Below are 19581 nucleotides of genomic sequence, written 5' to 3'. Positions count from 1 at the left end.
GGGCCTGTAGGACTCCAAATTCGCGCAGTAGCAAGGAGAGGGTTTCGAATTTGCGCTTTTTTTGGAGAGACTGTTTCAAATTTAGACGAATTTTCCGGCTGGCCGTACGAGTTTCATGTGGAAAGTGCCGAATTCCCGCATTCGCAAGCAGTTGTCGAGATGGCGTCGGCAGCTCGAGCGTGATCTGGCAGACGCAAACCACATTCATAATACGCAATTTAACATAATATACATTATGCGTATGTTCGTATTGAGCATCACGCCCAGAGGGAGGCCAGATTTCAGTCTCCATCAAAGCCCCGTCGCCAACCCAGATCACTGGAACGTCAATTCCTTCGGCACCCCATACCGACTGCCGTCATATTCAAGGTTGAACGTCTTCGTCGTCGAACTGCTCTCGATTTCCTCACAGTCATCAACGCCTTTCACAACGCTCCGACTTCCGGTCGTGATCTCGGTCACTCGCAACCTGCTGAAACCCTCCTTGCCAGGTTTGCCAATCGCCAGTGTCCGCTTTGTTTCGCCGAACTCACCGGCGCAGGCACCATCCCATTCGCCGTGGCCATTGCTAACAACCAGGCCGTCCATGACCTGGCGCAATTGCGAGCTGTCGTTCACATAGAGACTCAGGGTTTCGCTGCTGAACGGATTGACCCGCGACGAGCCTGTATGACGAATGCGCACGCCAAATGCCCGCAGCCCAGGCGCAATCTGATAACGCGCCGTGTCCAGCATCAGGCCTGAAAACTGCACCGCGTCGGAGACGATCGCAGCCTCCTGGTAGCTGTGGGCAATGACCTTGCCGCCGGCGGCATCGGCCACCAGCACATCCAGGCCGTAATCGCCTTGCCCGTATTCATCGACGTTCACCATCAACGGCAAGGCTGCCAGTACCTGGTTGGCGTCTGCGGGATTGACCTTGCAGACCGCAAACTCGCTGGCGAGCTTCAAGGTTGGATGCAGGTGCTGGGCCCAGGTTTGCAGGTGCTGCGTACAGTCGCCCCAAGCGATCATGGGCGCAAACAACAGCGGTATTACGGTGAGTCCACGCATGGAGATGTCTCATTCCTTTGATGGTTTTTCAGGGTATGTGAACTGGGCGCAAACTTCACGTGGTCGGCAGGCTTCTGCAACACGTCTGTGTACCCTGTCCGGCTATTGATAATCGTAAATTATAACTCAACTAAATGACTATTTAGTTGAGTTATATAAACAGCCCACCCTCGGTACGCCTGCCCTGGCGGGGTTCGCCAAACTCTCCACTATCGGTTCTGCCTGCCCGCAATCGCGCCACTGCCTGCACATCAAGATCGAGGAACTGCGCAAGAAATTCGCCCTGCCCGGCCGCCATGGAATTCGTCGGCGCTGGCGCGGCCACCAAGGCCTTAGTCGAGGTAACGATCCGCGCCACCGACTTCAATGGCGAGCGCCTGGAAGGCGTCGACTCCTACGACGCCACGGGCAAAGCAACGTTCTGTATTCTCATCGATAGTGATACCTGACATTTTTGCCAGTTGCAGTACCATCATGCCAGTTGCAATCTGGTCTCAGACGTCGGATGACGCGCTTAGGAGGGCATATGATCGATAAGTCAAGCGTATGCACATGTACCAGGCATCTGGTGATTGATCGACAAAAATCCATATTGCGGGGGCTCGGCACCGGAAGTGGTCATTGCATTGCCTATACCCCGTTTGGATACGATCCCACTGACAAGCTTTCAAGCATGCACCTTGGGTATGATGGCTATCCAAGAACACCACTGATAGGACATTACCTGTTGGGGAATGGCCATCGTGCATTTATTGCATCGCTGATGCGTTTTGTTTCGCCTGACAGGTTGAGTCCATTCGGAAAGGGTGGAATTAATGCATATGCTTACTGCCGAAACGACCCTGTCAACTACAGGGATGACTCTGGGCGTATCCCAATCCGGGATATCAATATTCGTATATATAATGTAAGTCTTAGTCCGCGTGCGCTTGAACAGGATTTTTTTAGTCAGTTTCCAAACTGGAAGGCGATCGCCAAAAAAGATAAATTAAGTAAATCTGAAATAAAACTCATAAAAAGCATACCCAAAAAAGTTGCGGACCTTATCCGCGCTAGCGATTACAGTCGTGCTACAGGATACATATACACTGAAGAAGATCTGAATACGCTACTCGATATAAACTGGGGTGTTAATCGACTTTCCAGCTTGGTCACCCCCACGCCGTTAGATGCGAGTGTGCGTACAGCGGTGGGAGCGGCGGTTACAACCCCTGAAGGCGTACAAACCATTTCATTATCGGCCGCTGATACTGGAGCCAACAGTAATATGAATAACTCAATTCGTAGTAACACTACTCACCCAGAGCCCCCTCCCCCAAGCTATGCAGACACCATAGCCCCCCAAAACACCTGATCGTGCTGTGCCTCAACAAATGCCCGCTTTTCCCGTGGTTGCGTGTCGCGCCCTCCTGGCCCTGGCGCGCTCGAAGGCGACATCTGCGCCATCATGTGCGACCAGGTGGTCAGGGTCAGGAACACAACCTTGTCCTAGTCGCCCGGGATCGGGAAGAAGTCGTAGATGATCGCCACCGCCATCCCCAGCACCCCGGCCAGCGCCATGCCCAGTGCGTGGCCGTGCTCACCCAGGCCCACCAGGCGGACGAAGATCAGCGCGTCCTTCCACGCCGGTCGCGCTCAATACCGGTGGTGATGGCCGCCTTGATCGTAATCATGCGCACTCCCCGACCGCAATGCCCCGTGCATCGCCCGGCCAGCCATCTATGCTCACCTGACCTACCCCACGGAGCCTGTTCGAAATGGACATTCGCCAGAAAACCATCGGGTTCGGTCTGGTCAGCATCCTCGCCGCGCTGTTGCTCGGCGGTAGCGGCCTGCTCGCCGAGCATGACCAGAACCAGGCACTCAAGCGCAGCGAGGACAGCATGGCCGCCCTGCGCAATCACATGGAAGGCGACATGATGCACGACGCGCTGCGCGCCGACGTGCTGGCCGCCCTGCTGGTCAAGCCGGGCGACACGGACACCGCCAACCAGGTGCTGGCCGACCTCGACGAGCACGCCAAGTGGTTCCGCAGTGTCGTGCAAAGCAATCTCGAACTGCCTCTGGACGCCGATCTGCACCAGGCCATCAGCGATCTGGGGCCGTTGCTGGAGCAGTACATCGCCAGCGCCACCTCGATCATCCAGCTGGCATTGAAATCCCCCGAGCAGGCTCAGACGCAGTTGCCGGCCTTCGTCGCGGCGTTCAAGGAGCTGGAGCAGCGCAACAGTACCCTCAGCGACCTGATCGCCGGCAACGCCGACAAGAGCCGCGAGCAGAGCACCGCCACCCTGCACCAGGGCATCGCCGTGCTGGTGGGCGGGATGATCCTGGCCACCCTGGTCCTGGCGCTGTGCACCGTCCTGCTGCTGCGCTCGATCCTGCGCCCCCTGAGCCAGACCATGGCGGTAGCCGAACGCATCGCCCAGGGCGACCTCACCACCCAGATCCAGGTCCATGATCGCGACGAGACCGGGCACCTGCTGCGCTCGCTGGCCGACATGCGCGACAGCCTGGGCAACATGATCAAGGCGATCCACGAGGAAAACCTGCTGCTGCGCGAGGTGGCCGACGAACTGGGCCAGGCCTCCAGCAGCCTGGTGGAACGCACCAGCCAGCAGTCCGACAGCGCCGTGAGCATGGCCTCGGCCACCGAGCAGATGATCGCCAACCTGGCGCAGATCGCCGAGCACGCCCGGGATGCGCAGTCCATCTCCGGCCAGTCCGAGCGCCTGGCCAGCGACGGCGGCGAGGTCATCCTCAGCGTGGTCGGCGGCATGCAGGGGATCGACGAGGCGGTCAACCGCTCCTCCGAGACCATCACCGTGCTGGGCCAGAGTTCCGAGGAGATCTACTCGATCATCCAGGTGATCAACACCATCGCCGAGCAGACCAACCTGCTGGCCCTCAACGCGGCCATCGAGGCGGCCCGCGCCGGCGATGCCGGACGCGGCTTCGCGGTGGTGGCCGACGAGGTGCGCGGCCTGGCCGGGCGCACGGCGCAGTCGACCCGGGAAATCGCCGACATGATCGAGCGCATCCGCCACAGCACCGGCAATGCCGTGGACAGCATGCAGACTGGCGTCACCCGAGTACGCGCCGGGGTGGAGCTGGCCACCCAGGCCGGCGCGTCGATCCAGCAGATTCGTGAAGGGGCGCGCCGCGCCGCCTCGGTGGTCGAGGAGATCTCGCAGACCATCGGCGAACAGACCAAGGCCAGCCAGGAGGTGGCGCAGCAGGTCGAGCTGATTGCCCGCATGTCGCGGGACAGTACCGACACCACGCGGCAGCTGGCGTCGGCGGCGCAGCGCCTGGGCGAGATTGCCCAGGGCATGCAGGCGAGTGTGTCGCGGTTTCGCGTGTGAACGGCAAGGCGCGTCCCGGCGCCCTGCCCTGGCCTTGCGTCAATGGCTCAATGCCTTGCCCACCGCATTGACGAACACCGCCTGCTCGTCATACAGCGAGCTGGGGCTCTCGGCGTTCTTCCAGGTTGACCATTGCACCACCACCAGATGCTCCGTCGGGTTGATGGCGATGCTCTGGCCGAAGATACCCAGCGCCCAGAAGGTCTTGTCGCTGTTGGCGGTGCGCTTGGGCTCGGCATCGCTGTCCGCGGCCGGGGCGTTGTACCACCACTGGTAGCCGTACTGGCCGTTGGGCGCTGCGGCCGTCACCGATCCCTTGGCTTGGGTCCAGTGGGTCGAACGTGCGATCCAGTCGTCCGGGAGCAGCTTTTCGCCATCCGGCAGCTGGCCGCCGCTCTGCACAAACTGGCCGAAGCGCCCCCAGTCGCGCAGCGTGGCATTGAAACCGTGGCCGCCCATGTCCACCTTGCCCGGCACCAGGGCGTGCCAGACGCCGGCCTGTTGCATGCCGTAGCGGCTCCACACCCGACTTTGCAGATACTCGGCGATGGTCATGCCGGTGGCATTCTCCAGCACCCGACCGACCAGCCAGGCGCCACCGGTGTTGTACGACCAGACTTCACCCGGCTTGACCCCGGGCTTGCGCTTGACCGACCTTACCAATTCGAGCACGCAGTGATAGGGATCAGCGGTGGCCTCACACTGGGTCATGTGCGAAAAGTCCGAATCCTTGGAGGCGTAGTTCTCGTCCCAGATTACGCCCGAAGTGTGTTGCAACAGCTGGTGCAAGGTCACGTCCTGCCATTCGGAACCTTCCAGTTCCGGAACGTAGCGGCTGATTCTGTCGTCCAGCGACTGGATCTTGCCCTCCTTGACGGCGATGCCGACCAGCACGCTGACCACCGACTTGGCCACCGAGCGGGACGTCCACAAGGTCTGTGGCGTGTTGCCCTTGCCGTAGTATTCGTAGGCGATCTTGCCGTCCTTGAGCACCAGCAGGCCGGTCACGCTCTGGTTGGCCAGGTATTGCGCGAGGTTGTGCGTCTTGCCGTCCAACTGATACTGCACGTCGGTCAGCGTGTGGCTGGCCTGCGGCAAGGGAAATGGCGTGGCGCCGTTCGGGGCGAAGACATCGCCACCGTAGAGGCGGTAAGTGTTGCGAAAGCCCACGACCCGGGTGGCCTGGTCCCAGGTGAGCATATCCCTGGCAGCCGGCAGCACCTTGTCGAACGGCTGCGGACAGGGTTCAAGCCCTGGCACGCCGCAGCCCCCCTTGTTGTCGGCCGCCTGCGCCGCACCAGCCAGGGCGGCGAGCGCCAGGGCCAGGATGGAAAGACCGTTGAACGACTTCTTTATTGTTGTTGGCCGCATCGGAGGGCTCCTCGTAAAGCGCGGAAATACGCCGCCCCGAGTGTCGGCAACTTGAACGGGCGGGAAAAGCACAATAAATTTGCCTTCACTATTAAAAAAACTAACAGCCAGGAGCGTGCCCATGGCCGAAGACCGCCTGCCCCCGCTCAACGCCGTGCGTGCTTTCGAGGCCGCCGCCCGCCTGGGTAGCTATGTCGCGGCTTCCCAGGCGTTGCACGTGACCCAGCCGGCGATCGGTCGGCATGTAAAGAACCTCGAGGCCTGGTTGGGCGTGCGCCTGCTCGAACGCTCCCCCCGCGGTGTGAGCCTCACCCTGCCCGGCGCCCATTACTACAAGGCCGCAGCCGAAGCACTGCAGATCCTCGCCGATGCCGGTGCGCGCCTGGCACAACGGGGAGACGAGCGCTGGCTGCGGATCCTCTGCGTGCCGGCGTTCGCCTCGCGCTGGCTGACACCGCGCATCGACGCCCTGCGCAGCCTGCGCCCGGACCTGAGGATCGCCATCGAGCCTAACGCCACCTTTACCAGCGTGGATGCGCGCCAGGCGGACCTGGGCATCGCCTTCGGTCTGCCGGGTGAGCTGAGCGGGGTACGTGAGGTGTTGATCCGTCCGAAGGTGTTCGCCGTCTGCGCGCCGAGCTATCTCGCGCAGTTGCCTGTGGGGCTGAGCGCTGCGGACTTGCCCGCCTGCAGGCTGATCCATGTTGATGACGGCACTTGGTGGAACAGCTGGTTCGCCGCCAATGGCCTGAGGGTGCGGGTCAAGGCCGACACTTCGCATATCAGCAACGATATCGTGCTGAACCTGGCCCAGCGCGGTCACGGTGTTGCCCTGGCCACCGAGGTACTGGTGGCGCGGGAGCTGCGCGAAGGCAGCCTGGTGCGCTGCGTGGAACAAGCCGTGGCGCTGGAAAGCTACCAGTTGCTGACGCCAGCGCAGCCGCCGAGTGCCGATGCGTTGTGGTTCATGGGTTGGTTGGGGGACAGCCTGCGTGAGGCATATCCGGACGCGGTGTGAATCTGGCACCGGCTGGCCGGTGATCACGGGGCAGGTCGCATCGGCGCACCGCCCCTCCCATGCAGCCAGCGCTGGTCTGGCTAGAAATCCACCGAGGTAGAGAACAACAACGACCGCGGCGTCCCCAATCCACCGGACAGGCCACTGCCATCGCCGCCGTTCCACGAACCGATCCAGTAAGCCTTGTTGGCCACGTTCTGCACGGTGGCGCGGAAGGTCACCGGCTTGTCCGAGATCTTCAGGCTGTAGCGGGCGCCCAGGTCGAAGATCGTGTAGGACGGCAGCGACAGGTTGTTGGCATCGGTGGCGTAGCGCCGGCCGGCATAGTTGGCGTTGCCGGTCAGGGTCAGGCCGGGAAGCTCACGCAGGTCGTACTCGACGCCGAGCTTGGCCAGCACCTTGGGCACGCCAGTGGCCTGGTTGCCCTCGTTTTCCTTGCGGATCGATTTGGTCAGCTCGGCCTTGGTGTAGGACGCACCGCCCAGCAGGCGCAAGCCCGGCTCGAGCTCGCCGAAGAACGACCATTCCAGGCCACGGTTGCGCTGCTCGCCGTACACGCCGTAGACCTGCGTGACCGGGTCGGTATAGGCGCTTGGTTTCTTCACCTGGTAGACACTGACCGTGTGCGCGAAGGTGCCCAGGTCGAGCTTGGCGCCCAGCTCGTACTGCTTGGTCTGGTACGGCGCCATGATCGCACCCGCGTTTCGCGCGTTGTCCGGCGCGATGCCGCCCTGGCTAAGGCCTTCGATGTAATTGCCGTACAGCGACAGCTCGTCAGTGACCTTGACCAGCAAGGCCGTGGCCGGCGAAACCCGGCTTTCATCGTAGGGCTTGGAGGTGCGCTGGTGGTTGCCGTTATAGTTCGACGCACGCACGTTCTGGTGGCGTGCCCCCACGGTCCATTGCACCTTGTCATCGAGGAACGACATGGTGTCGAGCAAGGCTTCGCTGCTCAGCCGGGCACGCATGCGCGAGGTGACGTTGCCGTACTCGCCGATCTCCGGGCGCGGGCCGTAGTCCAGGTTGTAGTAGTTGGTGCGGATGGTCGACGACAGGCGCTTGTCCTTGAAGCTGTTCTCGGAGTCGTAGCGGGTGGCCGCCAGCGACCAGGCGTGGTCCACGGGCCCGGTGGCGAAACGCCCGCGCAGGCCGACTTCGCCGGATTTCTGCTCGCCATCGCGGGCCGAGCGGATCGGGGTGGCGGAGATGTCGCCGGCATCGTTGAGCAGCATGCCGCTGGTCATCAGCGCGTTGTAGCCCCCTTCCCTGTGGCCCCAGCCGGCGAATGCGGTGAGCGAGTCGTTGAGGTCGTACTCGCCGCGCAGCACCACGGTGTCGGTGTCGTTGACGGTGTAGCCCCACTCCGGGGCCAGCGAATGATCGCCTTTCTTGGCCTTGGGCAGGTGAGTCACCCCGGGGCTGATCGAGGAGATGCCGAAGTAGTTGACCCCATCCATGCGCTCGCGCTGGTGGTAGTAGTCCAGCGACGCCCTCGCCCGCTCGCCGCGCCAGTCCAGGGCCAGCGACGACAGCTGCATGCGGTGCTGCTGGTCGTCCACCGGGGTGTCGCCGTCGCGGTAGACGCCATTGAAGCGCACACCGAACTGCTTCTGGTCACCAAAGCGGCGGCCGATATCGGCATGCATGCCGGCCAGGCCGTCGGACTCGTACGAGGCGGTCAGCCGAGCCAGGGGCTCGTCGCCGGCACGCTTGGGCACGATGTTGATGCTGCCGCCGACGCTGCCGTCAGGCGGCATGCCGTTGAGCAGCGCCGACGGGCCCTTGAGCACCTCGATGCGCTCGGCAAGCTCGGTGGAGCCGCGCATGTTCGGTGCCATGCTCGGCAGGCCGTTGAAGGTGATGTCGTTGCCGGTGCTGTAGAGGCCGCGGATGAAGAAGGTCTCGAAGATGCCGCGCTTGCTCGGCACGTACACCGACGGATCGGTGGCGCCGATCACCGAGCCGATGTCCTGAGCCTGACGGTTCTCGATGTATTCCTTGGTGTAGCTGATGGCGTTGAACGGCGTTTCGCTGAAGTCCTTGTTGCCCATCAGCCCGAGCCGGCTACCCGAACCGACCTGGCCACCGGCATATTCCGCTGGCGGAGCGCCGAGGGAGTCACGTGTGTCCTGTACCAGGGTTTCCGGCAGGGTCAGGCCTTCTTCCTTCACATCGGGGGTCTGTTGCTGCGCCGAGGTGGTGGTGCGTGGCGGTTGCGCGAAGGCGTTGCCGGCGATGGCGGCCATGCCCAGCAGCACGGCCATGCGCAAGGCCCTGCGGGGCAGGTTCGGGGCCTGGGGATGTTGCAGTGGAGACATGAGGGATTCCTTTCGGGACGCAATGGTAATGTTTCTCATTAGTCATTCCGTACGAGTCGGCGAATCCCTCAACAGAAATTACCGTCATTTGGCCACTATCGGTTCTATATCTGTACCGGCCTCATCGCCGGCAAGCCGGCTCCCACAGGAATCGCGCCTGGCTGATGTTTCTTGTGGGAGCCGGCTTGCCGGCGAAAGGGCTGCATAGCAGCCCCACCTTTCCGTACGTCAGCCCTGATACCCCTTCACCACCTCGTCCGCCACCCGCTCCAGACAGGTCACGCTGGCCGTGCACAGGTACCAGGTCTGCGCATCGACGAACACCACATGGCCGTTCTTCCACGCCTTGGTCTGGCGCAGCAGCGGGTTGTCCAGGGTCTCACGGTCCAGCGCGGCCCTGCGCTCCATGACCGCAGTGCGGTCGATCACGTAGAGGATGTCCGGGTCGGCCTGGTGAATGAACTCGTTGGAAATCGGCTGCCCGTGCAGGCCGGCCTGCATGTCGTCACTGGCCGGCTTGACCCCGAGGGTGTCGAAGATGAAGCCGTAGCGCGAGCGCACGCCATAGGCGGTGAACGCGCCGTTGTTGTGCAGCACTATCAGCGCCTTCTCCGAACGCCCATCGGTCACCTGGCGCACCTGGGCCACCTTGGCGTCGATGCGCGCGGCGGTTTCCCGGGCCTGGTCTTCCTTGCCGAGGATCCGTCCGACGGTCAGCAGGTGCTGCTTGGCGGTGTCGATGACGTTGCCCTGGCGGTTGTCCATGTCGATGTCGTAGTGCACCGTCGGGGCGATCTGGCTCAGCTCCTGGTAGCTCTGCGCCTGCAGCGGCGAGATCAGGATCAGGTCGGGCTTGAGCGCATGCAGGCGCTCGAGGTTGGGCTGGATGGTGGTGCCGACATCGGCCACCTTGGGGTCGTCGCGGTACTTGGCCAGGAAGCCCGCCACATAGTCCTTGGCGATGCCGACCACCGGCGCGCCGAGCTGGTCGAGGGTGTCCAGCTCGCTCATGTCGAAGGCCACCACGCGCTGCGGCTGGTGTTCGACCAGCGTGGTGCCCAGGGCGTGCTCGACCTTCACCGGGGCGTAGTCGGCGCTGGCGGCGCGCGCCTGTGCCGGCGGGGCCTGGTCGCAGCCGGGCAGCGCGGCCGCCACGGCGGCGGCCAGCAGTATCTTGCAGATTCCGTTCATACCAGCTCTCTCGATAATGATGGGTTGAAGTAGTTGCAGACGAAACCGTGCGCGCTGGGCAGGATCTCGAAGGCCAGGCCGAACAGCGCGCGCAGGTTGGCCTGGGTGACCACCTCGGCGACCGGCCCATGGCTGTGCACGGCGCCGCCCTTCATGGCGACGATGTGGTCGGAATAGTTGGCGGCGAAGTTGATGTCGTGCACCACCAGGATCACCGTGCGCCCCTGCTCGTCGCAGAGCCTGCGGATCGCCTGCATGATCTGCACCGCGTGCTTCATGTCGAGGTTGTTCAGCGGCTCGTCGAGCAGCAGCAGGTCGGTGCGCTGGGCGATGGTCATGGCCAGGAAGGCCATCTGCCGCTGGCCGCCGCTGAGTTCGTCGAGGTAAGCCCCGCGCAGAGGCTGCAGCCCGAGGAAATCCAGCGACTCGTCGATCACCTGCTGGTCGTCGGCGGTCAGCAGGCCGCGGCTGTAGGGGAAGCGGCCGAAGGCGACCAGCTCCTCGACGGTCAGGCGCAGGTTGAAGTCCAGCACCTGGCGCAGGGTAGCCACGCGGCGGGCGTAGTCGGCGATGGCGATGCGGCTGATGTCCTGGCCGTCGAGCAGGATCTGCCCGCGATTGGCTGGCAGCAGCCGGGCGATGCACATCAGCAGCGTGCTCTTGCCGGCGCCGTTGGGGCCGATCAGCGAGGTGACCTGGCCTGCGGGGAACGCCAGGCTCACATCGTCGAGCACGGTCTTGTCGCCGTAGGCCTTGTGCAGGTGTTCGAGGGTGATCATGGGGTGCCTCGGGTTCGGACCATCAGCGCGAGGAAGTACGCGCCGCACACCAGGTTGACGAGGATGCTCACGCTGGTCCGGTAGTTGAACAGGTGCTCGACCAGCAGTTGGGCGAGCAGGAACATGCCGATGGCCACGGCGCAGGCCAGTGGCAGGGTGACCTGGTGCCTGGCGCTGCGCGCCAGGGCGTAGGCGATGTTGGCGACGAACACGCCCATGAACGCAGTCGGCCCCACCAAACTGGTGGACACCGCCACCAGCACCGCGATCAGCGCCATCTGCAGGCGCAGGCAGCGGCCATGGTCCAGGCCCAGGGCGATGGCCTGGTCGCGCCCCAGCGCCAGCACGTCGAGCACCCGCGTGCCGCGCGCCACCAGCAGCGCCACCGCCGCCACCAGCAGGCCCGAGTACAGCACCTGGGCCGGCTGGGCGCGGTTGAAGCTGGTGTAGCCCAGGCTCTGCAGGATGGAGAACTCCCCCGGGCTGGTCTTGAGCTGGATGAACTGGGTGAAAGTGCCCAGCACCATGGTCAGCACCAGGCCCAGCAGCAGCAGGCGATAGACATCCCCTCGCCCCTCGCGCAGCAGCCAGCGTTGCAACAGCCACGAGTAGCCGAGCATCAGCGCGATCGACAGCAGCGCGTTGCCCTGGGCGCCCAGCAGCGCCACGCTGGCGGTACCCAGCCACAGCACCAGCAGGGCCTGGAACAACAGGTAGATGCCTTCGTAACCCATGATCGCCGGGGTCAGCACACGGTTGCCGGCCAGGGTCTGGAAGATCACCGAGGACAAGGCGATGCACACCCCGGCCACGACGATCGCGCCCAGGCGCACCAGGCGCTTGGGGATCACGTAGCTGAAGTCCAGGCCCGAGCCCAGCAGCAGGAACGCCAGCGCCAGGGCCGGCAGCAACAACCAGGCGGCGCGACGCATTATTTGCATTTCCACAGGATCAGCAACAGGAACAGCACGCCGCCGACACTGCCGGCGGTCAGGCCAATGGGCACCTCGTAGGGATGGATCAGCAGCCGGCCGAGGATGTCGCAGGCCAGCAGCAGCGCCGCGCCGCACATGGCGACGATGGGCAGGGTGCGCTTGAGGTTCTCGCCGTAGCGCAGCGCCACCAGGTTCGGCACCACCAGGCCGACGAAAGGGATCGCGCCCACGGTGATCACCGTGGCCGACACGCTCACCGCCACCAGCACCAGGCCAAGGATGGCGGTGGCCGCGTAGTTGAGCCCGAGGCTGGTGGCCATGCCCTCGCCCATGCCGAGCACGGTGAAACGCTGGGCGTACAGGTAGGTGAGCACGACGATCGGCAGGATCAGGTAGATGATCTCGTAGTTGCCCTCGATCACCCGCGAGAAGTCGCCCAGCAGCCAGCCCTGCATGCTCTGCAGGATGTTGTGGCGATAGGCGTAGAATTCGGCGATGGCGCTGAGCAGGCTGCCGTACATCAGGCCGATCACCGGCACCAGTACCAGGTTGGTGAAACGGATGCGGCGGATGATCGCCACATACACCAGGCTCGCCAGCAGGCAGAACACCAGGGCGAACAGCATGCGCCCGCTGGCCCCAGCCCCGGGCAGCACGGTCAGGGCCACCAGGATGCCCAGCTTGGCTGCGTCGAGTCCGCCGCAGGTGGCCGGCTCGACGAAGCGGTTGCGCACGATCTGCTGCAGGATCACCCCGCAGATCGACAGGCCGACACCGGTCAGCACCAGCGCCGCCAGGCGTGGCAGGCGGCTGGCGGTGAGGGTCAGCCAGGCATCGTCGCTGGCCGACCACAAGGCCGACCAGGATATCTGGCTGGCCCCGACCATCAATGAAACGCCACACAGCAGCAACAACAGCGTTGGCAGCAGCACCCGACTCAAGCGGTCACTCCATCACCCGCCGCCTCGCCGATACGCCAGCCCTTGGCGGCCCGGCGCTGCTCGAGGAAGTGCGCGTACAGCCCACCCTCGGCGGCCAACTGGGCATGGGCGCCCTGCTCGCGGATGCGCCCTTGGTCCAGCACCACGATCTGGTCGGCCATGGCCACCGTCGACAGCTGGTGGGCGATGACGATCAGCGTGCGCTTGCCGCGCAGCCGTGCCAGCGCCTCGGCGATGGCCGCCTGGTTCTCGGCGTCCAGCGCCGCGGTGGCCTCGTCGATCAGCAGGATCGGCGCGTCCTTGATCAGCGCCCGGGCAATCGAGATACGCTGGCGTTCGCCGCCGGACAGCCGTGCACCGCCCTCGCCCACCGGCGTGTGCAAGCCTTCGGGCAGGCGTTCGAGGATCTCCTGTACCCCGGCCAGCCGCGCCGCCTCGAGCACCTCGGCCTCGCTGGCATCGGGTTTGCCGAGGCGGATGTTGTGGGCGATGCTGCCCTGGAACAGGTAGGCGTCCTGGAAGATCTGGCTGATCTGCCCGGCCAGTTGCTCGGCGGACATCTGCCGCACATCCACCCCGCCGACCTTGACCCGGCCCTGGGTGACATCGAAGAACCGGGCGATCAGGCGCACCAGGGTGGTCTTGCCCGACCCCGACGCGCCGACCAGCGCGGTCATGCTGCCGGGCGCGATATCCAGGCTGACCTCGCGCAGCACTTCAGGTTGATCATCGCCGTAGCGGAAACCGACCTGCTCAAGCTGCACCGACCCATCGGCCGGCGACTGCGGCGCGGCGGGTTCGGGCAGCGGTTCGACGGCCAGCAACTCGGCCACCGCCTGCAACTGGCCACGGGTGCCGCGCAGCACCTCGCTGTAGCCGGCCACATCCAGCAGCGGATCGATGAAGCGGGTCGCCAGCACCAGCGCGACCAGGGTGGCGATCACCGCCGCGCTGTCGAAGGCTGCACCGGCCTGCTCGCCGAGCCACAGCGTGGCGACCACCAGCAAGGCGGCGAAGCTGGCCTGCACCGCCCAGACATTGAGCACCGACGACAGCGCCGAAAGCTGGATCAGCTTGCGCGCGGCCTGCTGTTGCTGGGCCACGGCCTGCTCTAGGAAGCGCGTGCCGCCCTGCTCGCCATTGAAGGCGCGCAGCACCGACTGCGCCTGGGCGAATTCGACCATGCGCTGGCTGGTCTGCGCGGTGTCACGCTGGTAGCGCTGGTCGGCGCGCTGGCCCAGGCGCATGGTCGCCAGCATCACCAGGGCCAGCAGCGGCAGGCTGACCAGGGCCACCAGGCCCAGGCGCAGGTCGACCAGCAACAGCGCGACGAGGATCACCAGCGGCGTCACCACCCCGGTGAACAGCGGCGTGAACACATGGGCCGGCAACTGGGCGATTTCCATCATGCCCTGGGTGGTGACGTGGCTCAGGCGCGCGGTGTTGGCAGCGCTGAACCAGCCCACCGGCAGCGTGCCGACATGCTCGCCCAGGCGCTGGCGGCCACCGCGCAGCACCGCGATACCGACGGCGATACCGGCCTTCTCCACCCGCCGGCGCAGGTACCAGCACACCACCACGCCCAGGGCCAGCAGGGCCAGCCACTGGCCGGCGGCCTCCAGCTGATTGCCCAGCAGGTGGCGCAGGATCGGCATCAGGGTGACGATGGTCAGCCCGCAGAGCACGCCATACACCAGTGCCAGGCGCAGATAACGGCGCAGGAACACGGCGTCGGCGCCGAGCAGTCGAACGAAAATCCCCAGCATGATCAGTGTTCCTCCACCTGCGCGGTCACCCGCGACTTCGCATAACCCCCGGCAGCCCACAAGCGCGCGTACAGACCGCGACGGGCCAGCAGTTCGTCGTGATTGCCGCGCTCGGCGACCGTGCCCTGGTCCAGCACCAGGATCTGCTCGGCGTGCATGACCGTGTCCAGGCGGTGGGCGATCACCAGCAGCGTGCGGCCCTGGGCGAAGCGCGACAGTGCCTGTTGCAGCTTGACTTCGTTCTCGGCGTCGGCCGCCGCGGTGGCTTCGTCGAGCACCAGCACCGGTGGGTCGAGCAACACCGCGCGGGCGATGCTCAGCCGTTGCAGCTCACCGCCGGAGAACTGCACGTCCTCGCCGATCACCGCGTCGTAGCCACGCGGTTGGGCAAGGATGCGCTCGTGGATATTGGCGATCCGTGCCGCCGCCTCGATCTGCTCCTGGCTCGCCGAAGGCCGGCCCAGGGCGATGTTCTCGCGCACGCTGGCATGGATCAGGCGCACGTCCTGCAGGACGAAGCCGATGCGTCGGTACAACTGGGCACTGTCGATCTGGCGCAGGTCGACGCCGCCCAGGGTGATGCGCCCGGCGCTGGGGTCGAAGAAGCGCAGCAGCAGGCGCGCCAGGGTCGACTTGCCGGCGCCCGAGGCGCCGACCACCGCGGTCACCGTGCCGGGTTCGAGGGTGAACGACACCTCGCTCAGCACCGGATTGCGCGGGTCGTAGTGATAGCCCAGGCCCTGCACTTCGATCCGCGCATCGGCCGGCAGCTTGCCGGCGCCCTGGCCGTCGGTCTCCAGCACCGGCGTGCGCAGCAGCGCCTGCACGCGCTGGGCGGCGCCGGTGGCGTTGTTCAGGTCGTGGGTGATGTAGGCCAGCAACAGCAGCGGCGCGCAGATGCCCGGCGCCACCAGGGCGAACGGCAACACCTGCACCGGGGTGATCCAGCCAAGGCCGACGAACAGCGTGCCGAACGCCAGGACCACGCCGAGCACCGACACTGGGGCGATCATTGCGTTGGCATTGGCCATGGCACTGACCAGCGGCCGGGTGAAGTCGGTGAAGGCCGCGGCGAAGGCGTCCACCGCCTCGCGATAGCTGCCATGGGCCTTGCGCTGGCCACCGAAGGCCTTGACCACCGGGATGCCGTTGACGAACTCGACCACCGCCTGGTTGATCCGCCCCATGCCGGCGCCGAAGGCCTGCATGTTACGAGCACTGGCCTGGTGGGCGCGGGCGAAGAACAGGAAGAACAGCGGGAACGGCAGCATCGACACGATCGCCATGCGCCAGTCCATGGCGAACAGGTAGACGATCGAGGCCAGCACCGCCCCGGCGCTGCGCCCCAGGGTGGTATAGAAGTGTGCGGTGAGGCTGTGCAGGATGCCGATGTCATCCTGCATGGCCTGCTTGACCTCGCCCGAGGCGCGACTGGTGAACCAGCCCAGCGGCACCCGCGCCAGGCGGCGGATGATCGCCAGGCGCAGCGTGCCGGTGATGTGGTTGTCAGCCAGGTGCGCCACCAGGTCGCCCAGCGAGATCAGCGCCATGCCGGCGAACAGGCAACCCAGCCCCACGGCGATGACCGGCCAGGCCTGGTCGAGGCCCTGCCCACCGGCCAGGGCCAGCCGGGCGACTTCGGCGATGGCTGCCAGCGGCGCCAGGGTCAGCATGGCGCCCAGGGCGGCGAGCAGCCCGGCGACGATCAATCGGCCGCGTATCGGCGCAAGCACCGCGGCGACCGGTCCACGGGCGGACGGGTCCGCCACCCCTTGTTCAACACTCATGAATGCTCCTTTTCAGCACGAGGCGCGGGCCGGGCCGTCCCAGGGGCGCCCTGCCCGCATGTCCTTCTCAACCTGTATTCCGCACGAGGCGGGCAAACCCGCAAGAAAATCTGCGCACCCTCAGACGCCGCCCAGCCGGTAGCGCCTGCAAGTGCGCAGGCCGGCGGCGATGTACTTTTCCACCGAGGACACCGAGACCCGCAGCTCGTCGGCGATGGCGCGGTGGGCCATGCCGTCGAGTCGGCACAGCAACAGGGCCTGGCGCGCCTTGGGCGAGTGCCGCTGCAGGGCGCTGTCGATCGCAGCCAACGCTTCGACCACCAGCGCCCGCGTCTCCTCCGACGGCACCCGTGGCTCGGGCAGCAGGCCATGGTCCTCGAGGTAGCGGGTTTCGCGCTGGCGGCGGCGGTACAGGTCGATGACCTTGCCGTTGGCGATCTGTGTGAGGTGGCAGCGCGATTGCTCGGCCGTGGGCACCTGGCCCTTGTTCATCAAGTGCAGGTAGATGTCGTGGGCCAGGTCCGCCGCATCCACCGAGTTGCCGAGCTTGCGCCGCAGCAGGTCGCACAACCAGCCGTGATGATCCTGATACAGCTGGTGCAGCTGCTGACGAAGCGCGAACGTTCCGTTGTCCACGGTACCTCTCCCTGAGCGTGGTGCATTCCAGACGGCTTGCTTTGACGTGCGCCAATCTAGATGATAATTATTTGCATCTTTCACACCATAACGAATCCCCGGGATTCACGCAATGCACCCCGGTGGTGCAACCCCTCTGCGCGGCCACTCACCGCGATCCATGGATGGCAGTGAGGCCGACGCGGGCCTTGAACGATCGAACAGCAGGAAGCTAGCTATGTTGGAACGCAACACCACCCCACCCTCACCCCAGGCCCTGGACGAACACGAGGAGCTCGCCTGGTTCGCCCAGCAGCAGCAACCCGAGCAACTGCACCGGCAACTGGGCGCCTGGCGCCTTGGCCCCCAGGCCGACCTGTCGTTGCTGGCCCTGGCCGTGCAGGCGGTGGTCGAGACCACGCCGGGCCTGAACAGCCGCTACCACTTCAGCGATGACGGCGACCTGTACAAGACCCAGGAGCCCGGCTGGTACCCGTGCCTGCGCATCGAGCGCAGCGCCGCCCAGGGCATGGACGCCCTGCTGCGGGCGCGCCAGACGGCGCCCTGGGATTCCACCACGCAGCCGCCGTTCGAGGCCCTGCTGCTGGCCGGCGACCAGCAGGCCGCGCTCGGCCTGCTCTGCCATGCGGTGCTGCGCCAGTCGCCGCAAGCCCTGCTCGAACGTATCCGCGCCGAATACGACGCCCAGGCCGGCGACCAGCCACTGCAGCTCGAGCCGCTGTCCCAGGCACCCTCGACGGACATCGCGCAACGCATTCTCGACGCGTTCCGCCAGGCACTGGCGGAGCCTGGCATGACCCTGGACGACGATTTCTTCGACATGGGCGGCCACTCGCTGCTGGCCACCCGGATCATCGGGCGCCTGCAGGGCGAGCACGGTATCGAACTGCGCTTCAGCGACTTCTTCGCCTCGCCCAGCGCGTCGGCGCTGGCCACCCGCGCCAAGCTGAGCCAAGGGCAAGCCAGTCAGGCCAGCGACCAGGCCGGGGATATCCAGCAGGCACCGATGGCCCTGGCCCAGGCGTCGTTGTGGCGCGCCTGCGCGGCCTTCGACTACGGCACCATTTTCAACCTGCCCTTTGCCCTGGACTTCCACGACCCAGTGGACGAAGCGCTGCTACAGCAAGCTTTCAGCGACCTGCTGGAGCGCCATGCCAGCCTGCGCACCACCTACCATGGCGAAGGCGACAACGCCTGCCAGCGCATCGTGCCGCTGGCCGAACTGGGCCGCTACAAGTGGTTCTGGAACAGCGCCGAGAGCAGCGGTGCGAGCCTTGCCAGCGAGGCGAAGCACCGCTTCGACCTGGCCCGCGAACTGCCACTGAGGCTACGCCTGCTGCGTGACCCGCACAGTGGCCACCAGGTGCTGTCGTTCCTGGTCCACCACATGGCCATCGACGAGTGGTCGCTAAACGTGATCATGGCCGAACTGGCCGAGGCCTACCTGGCCCGTGCCCAGGACCGGGCGCCGCAATGGCCGGCGGCGGCGCGCACCTTCCACGAGTTCGCCCTCGCCCAGAGTGCCCAGGGCCCGAACCCGCGCCACCTGGCGTACTGGACCGAACTGCTGGGCGACGCCACCCGCGGCCTTGCCCTGCCCGCCTGGGATGATGCCACGCTGCTGCCCGCCGACCAGGCGACCACCCGTGCGCGCTGGCTGGAGCTGCGTCCCGCACCCGGCGTGCTGGAGCAACTCGGCACCAGTGCCCGGCAGCACCAGTCATCGCTGTTCAGCGTGATCTACACCGCCATCGCCCTGTCGCTGCACAAGCTCGGCAACCTGTCGGACCTGGTGATCGGCACCTCGGCCTCGGGGCGTACGGATCCGGCGTTCTTCGACACCGTCGGCTACTTCACCACCATGGTCGCCCACCGCGTGCAGTTCGCCCCGGAACAGTCGCTGGGTGACCTGCTGGGCGATGTGACGCGGATGATCAACGACTCGATGGCCTATGCCGACGTGCCCATGGAGACCATCCAGCAGGCGCTGGGCATGACGCCCGCCGAGGGGCTGATGTTCGATGTGTACGTGCAGATCCACGCCAACAACGCCCTCAATGGCGCCCTGCGCACGCCCGCAGGCCAGGCGATCCGCTACAAGCAGATCGACCCGGACAAGAGCGAGTCGATGTTCGGCCTGCAGTTCGAGATCATGGAGGATGTGTTCGACGGCCAGCGCTCGCTGCGCCTGGTGGTCACCTACCGCAGCGATCGCTATAGCGCCGCCCAGGTCGAGCGCCTGTGCGCGATGATTTCCGCGGCGTTCGGGGTGTTGGCCGAGGTGGACGGCGGCCGGAGGGCTTTGGCAGAAGTGGTTTTGTAGTTCAAGGTGGGCGGCGCTTGTGAGAGCGAGCGCCGCCTGCTGTTGTCCGGCGCAAGAGTTGTATCGCCTACAAGATCGAGCGCCGCGCGGGCGGCGCT

The 19581-nt window shown here is 65.4% G+C and carries 15 protein-coding genes; 5 read left to right on the top strand and 10 right to left on the bottom strand.

Annotated features, from left to right (window positions below):
- Window positions 1-315: 315 nt before the first annotated feature.
- Entirely contained in the window at window positions 316-1053 is a 738-nt protein-coding gene (locus HU751_RS06890) for a PA3715 family protein (protein ID WP_186732824.1), read from the bottom strand.
- A gap of 296 nt (window positions 1054-1349) precedes the next feature.
- Between HU751_RS06890 and HU751_RS06885 the strand changes: the two genes are divergently transcribed.
- From HU751_RS06885 to HU751_RS06875, 3 genes are all read left to right on the top strand, one after another.
- Window positions 1350-1502, top strand: coding sequence for a hypothetical protein (locus HU751_RS06885; RefSeq protein WP_186732823.1), 153 nt, complete (start codon window positions 1350-1352; stop codon window positions 1500-1502).
- 77 nt (window positions 1503-1579) lie between these two features.
- Entirely contained in the window at window positions 1580-2407 is an 828-nt protein-coding gene (locus tag HU751_RS06880) for an RHS repeat-associated core domain-containing protein (RefSeq protein ID WP_225933236.1), read from the top strand.
- 403 nt (window positions 2408-2810) lie between these two features.
- Window positions 2811-4418, top strand: a complete 1608-nt coding sequence (locus tag HU751_RS06875) for a methyl-accepting chemotaxis protein (protein WP_186732821.1) — start codon at window positions 2811-2813, stop codon at window positions 4416-4418.
- Between the two features lie 39 nt (window positions 4419-4457).
- Here HU751_RS06875 and HU751_RS06870 read toward each other — a convergent pair whose 3' ends face one another.
- Complete coding sequence (locus HU751_RS06870) at window positions 4458-5789, bottom strand: serine hydrolase domain-containing protein (RefSeq protein ID WP_186732820.1); 1332 nt, start codon at window positions 5787-5789, stop codon at window positions 4458-4460.
- A 121-nt stretch (window positions 5790-5910) separates the two neighbouring features.
- On the opposite strand from HU751_RS06870, the gene HU751_RS06865 reads away from it, so the two are divergent.
- Window positions 5911-6807 (top strand): LysR substrate-binding domain-containing protein, encoded by an 897-nt coding sequence (locus tag HU751_RS06865; protein WP_186732819.1) that lies wholly within the window; start codon window positions 5911-5913, stop codon window positions 6805-6807.
- Between the two features lie 80 nt (window positions 6808-6887).
- On the opposite strand, the gene HU751_RS06860 is transcribed toward HU751_RS06865, so the two are convergent.
- The 8 genes from HU751_RS06860 to HU751_RS06825 form a co-directional block, all read right to left on the bottom strand.
- Window positions 6888-9125: a TonB-dependent receptor gene (locus tag HU751_RS06860; protein WP_225933235.1), complete on the bottom strand. Its 2238-nt coding sequence runs from the start codon at window positions 9123-9125 to the stop codon at window positions 6888-6890.
- 228 nt (window positions 9126-9353) lie between these two features.
- The gene (locus HU751_RS06855; RefSeq protein ID WP_186732818.1) at window positions 9354-10316 is read right to left on the bottom strand and encodes a siderophore ABC transporter substrate-binding protein; all 963 of its coding nucleotides are present in this window, start codon (window positions 10314-10316) and stop codon (window positions 9354-9356) included.
- Entirely contained in the window at window positions 10313-11095 is a 783-nt protein-coding gene (locus HU751_RS06850; protein WP_186732817.1) for an iron ABC transporter ATP-binding protein, read from the bottom strand. Before HU751_RS06850 ends, HU751_RS06855 begins: the two co-directional genes overlap by 4 nt.
- A complete protein-coding gene (locus HU751_RS06845; RefSeq protein WP_275967721.1) occupies window positions 11092-12027 on the bottom strand; it encodes an iron chelate uptake ABC transporter family permease subunit in 936 nt (311 codons plus the stop codon). Before HU751_RS06845 ends, HU751_RS06850 begins: the two co-directional genes overlap by 4 nt.
- Window positions 12027-12971: an ABC transporter permease gene (locus HU751_RS06840; RefSeq protein ID WP_186732815.1), complete on the bottom strand. Its 945-nt coding sequence runs from the start codon at window positions 12969-12971 to the stop codon at window positions 12027-12029. The genes HU751_RS06845 and HU751_RS06840 overlap by 1 nt, the downstream gene beginning before the upstream one ends.
- The gene (locus HU751_RS06835) at window positions 12968-14737 is read right to left on the bottom strand and encodes an ABC transporter ATP-binding protein (protein ID WP_186732814.1); all 1770 of its coding nucleotides are present in this window, start codon (window positions 14735-14737) and stop codon (window positions 12968-12970) included. The genes HU751_RS06840 and HU751_RS06835 overlap by 4 nt, the downstream gene beginning before the upstream one ends.
- 2 nt (window positions 14738-14739) lie before the next feature.
- A complete protein-coding gene (locus tag HU751_RS06830) occupies window positions 14740-16524 on the bottom strand; it encodes an ABC transporter ATP-binding protein (RefSeq protein WP_186732813.1) in 1785 nt (594 codons plus the stop codon).
- A gap of 120 nt (window positions 16525-16644) precedes the next feature.
- Entirely contained in the window at window positions 16645-17160 is a 516-nt protein-coding gene (locus HU751_RS06825; protein WP_186732812.1) for a sigma-70 family RNA polymerase sigma factor, read from the bottom strand.
- A 217-nt stretch (window positions 17161-17377) separates the two neighbouring features.
- Between HU751_RS06825 and HU751_RS06820 the strand changes: the two genes are divergently transcribed.
- Entirely contained in the window at window positions 17378-19483 is a 2106-nt protein-coding gene (locus HU751_RS06820; RefSeq protein ID WP_186732811.1) for a condensation domain-containing protein, read from the top strand.
- The last annotated feature ends 98 nt before the right edge of the window (window positions 19484-19581 follow it).

Source organism: Pseudomonas peradeniyensis, from assembly GCF_014268935.2.
Lineage (GTDB): Bacteria > Pseudomonadota > Gammaproteobacteria > Pseudomonadales > Pseudomonadaceae > Aquipseudomonas > Aquipseudomonas peradeniyensis.
The sequence above is the reverse complement of the archived record's forward strand: the minus strand, read 5'-3'. Positions and strand labels throughout refer to the sequence as shown.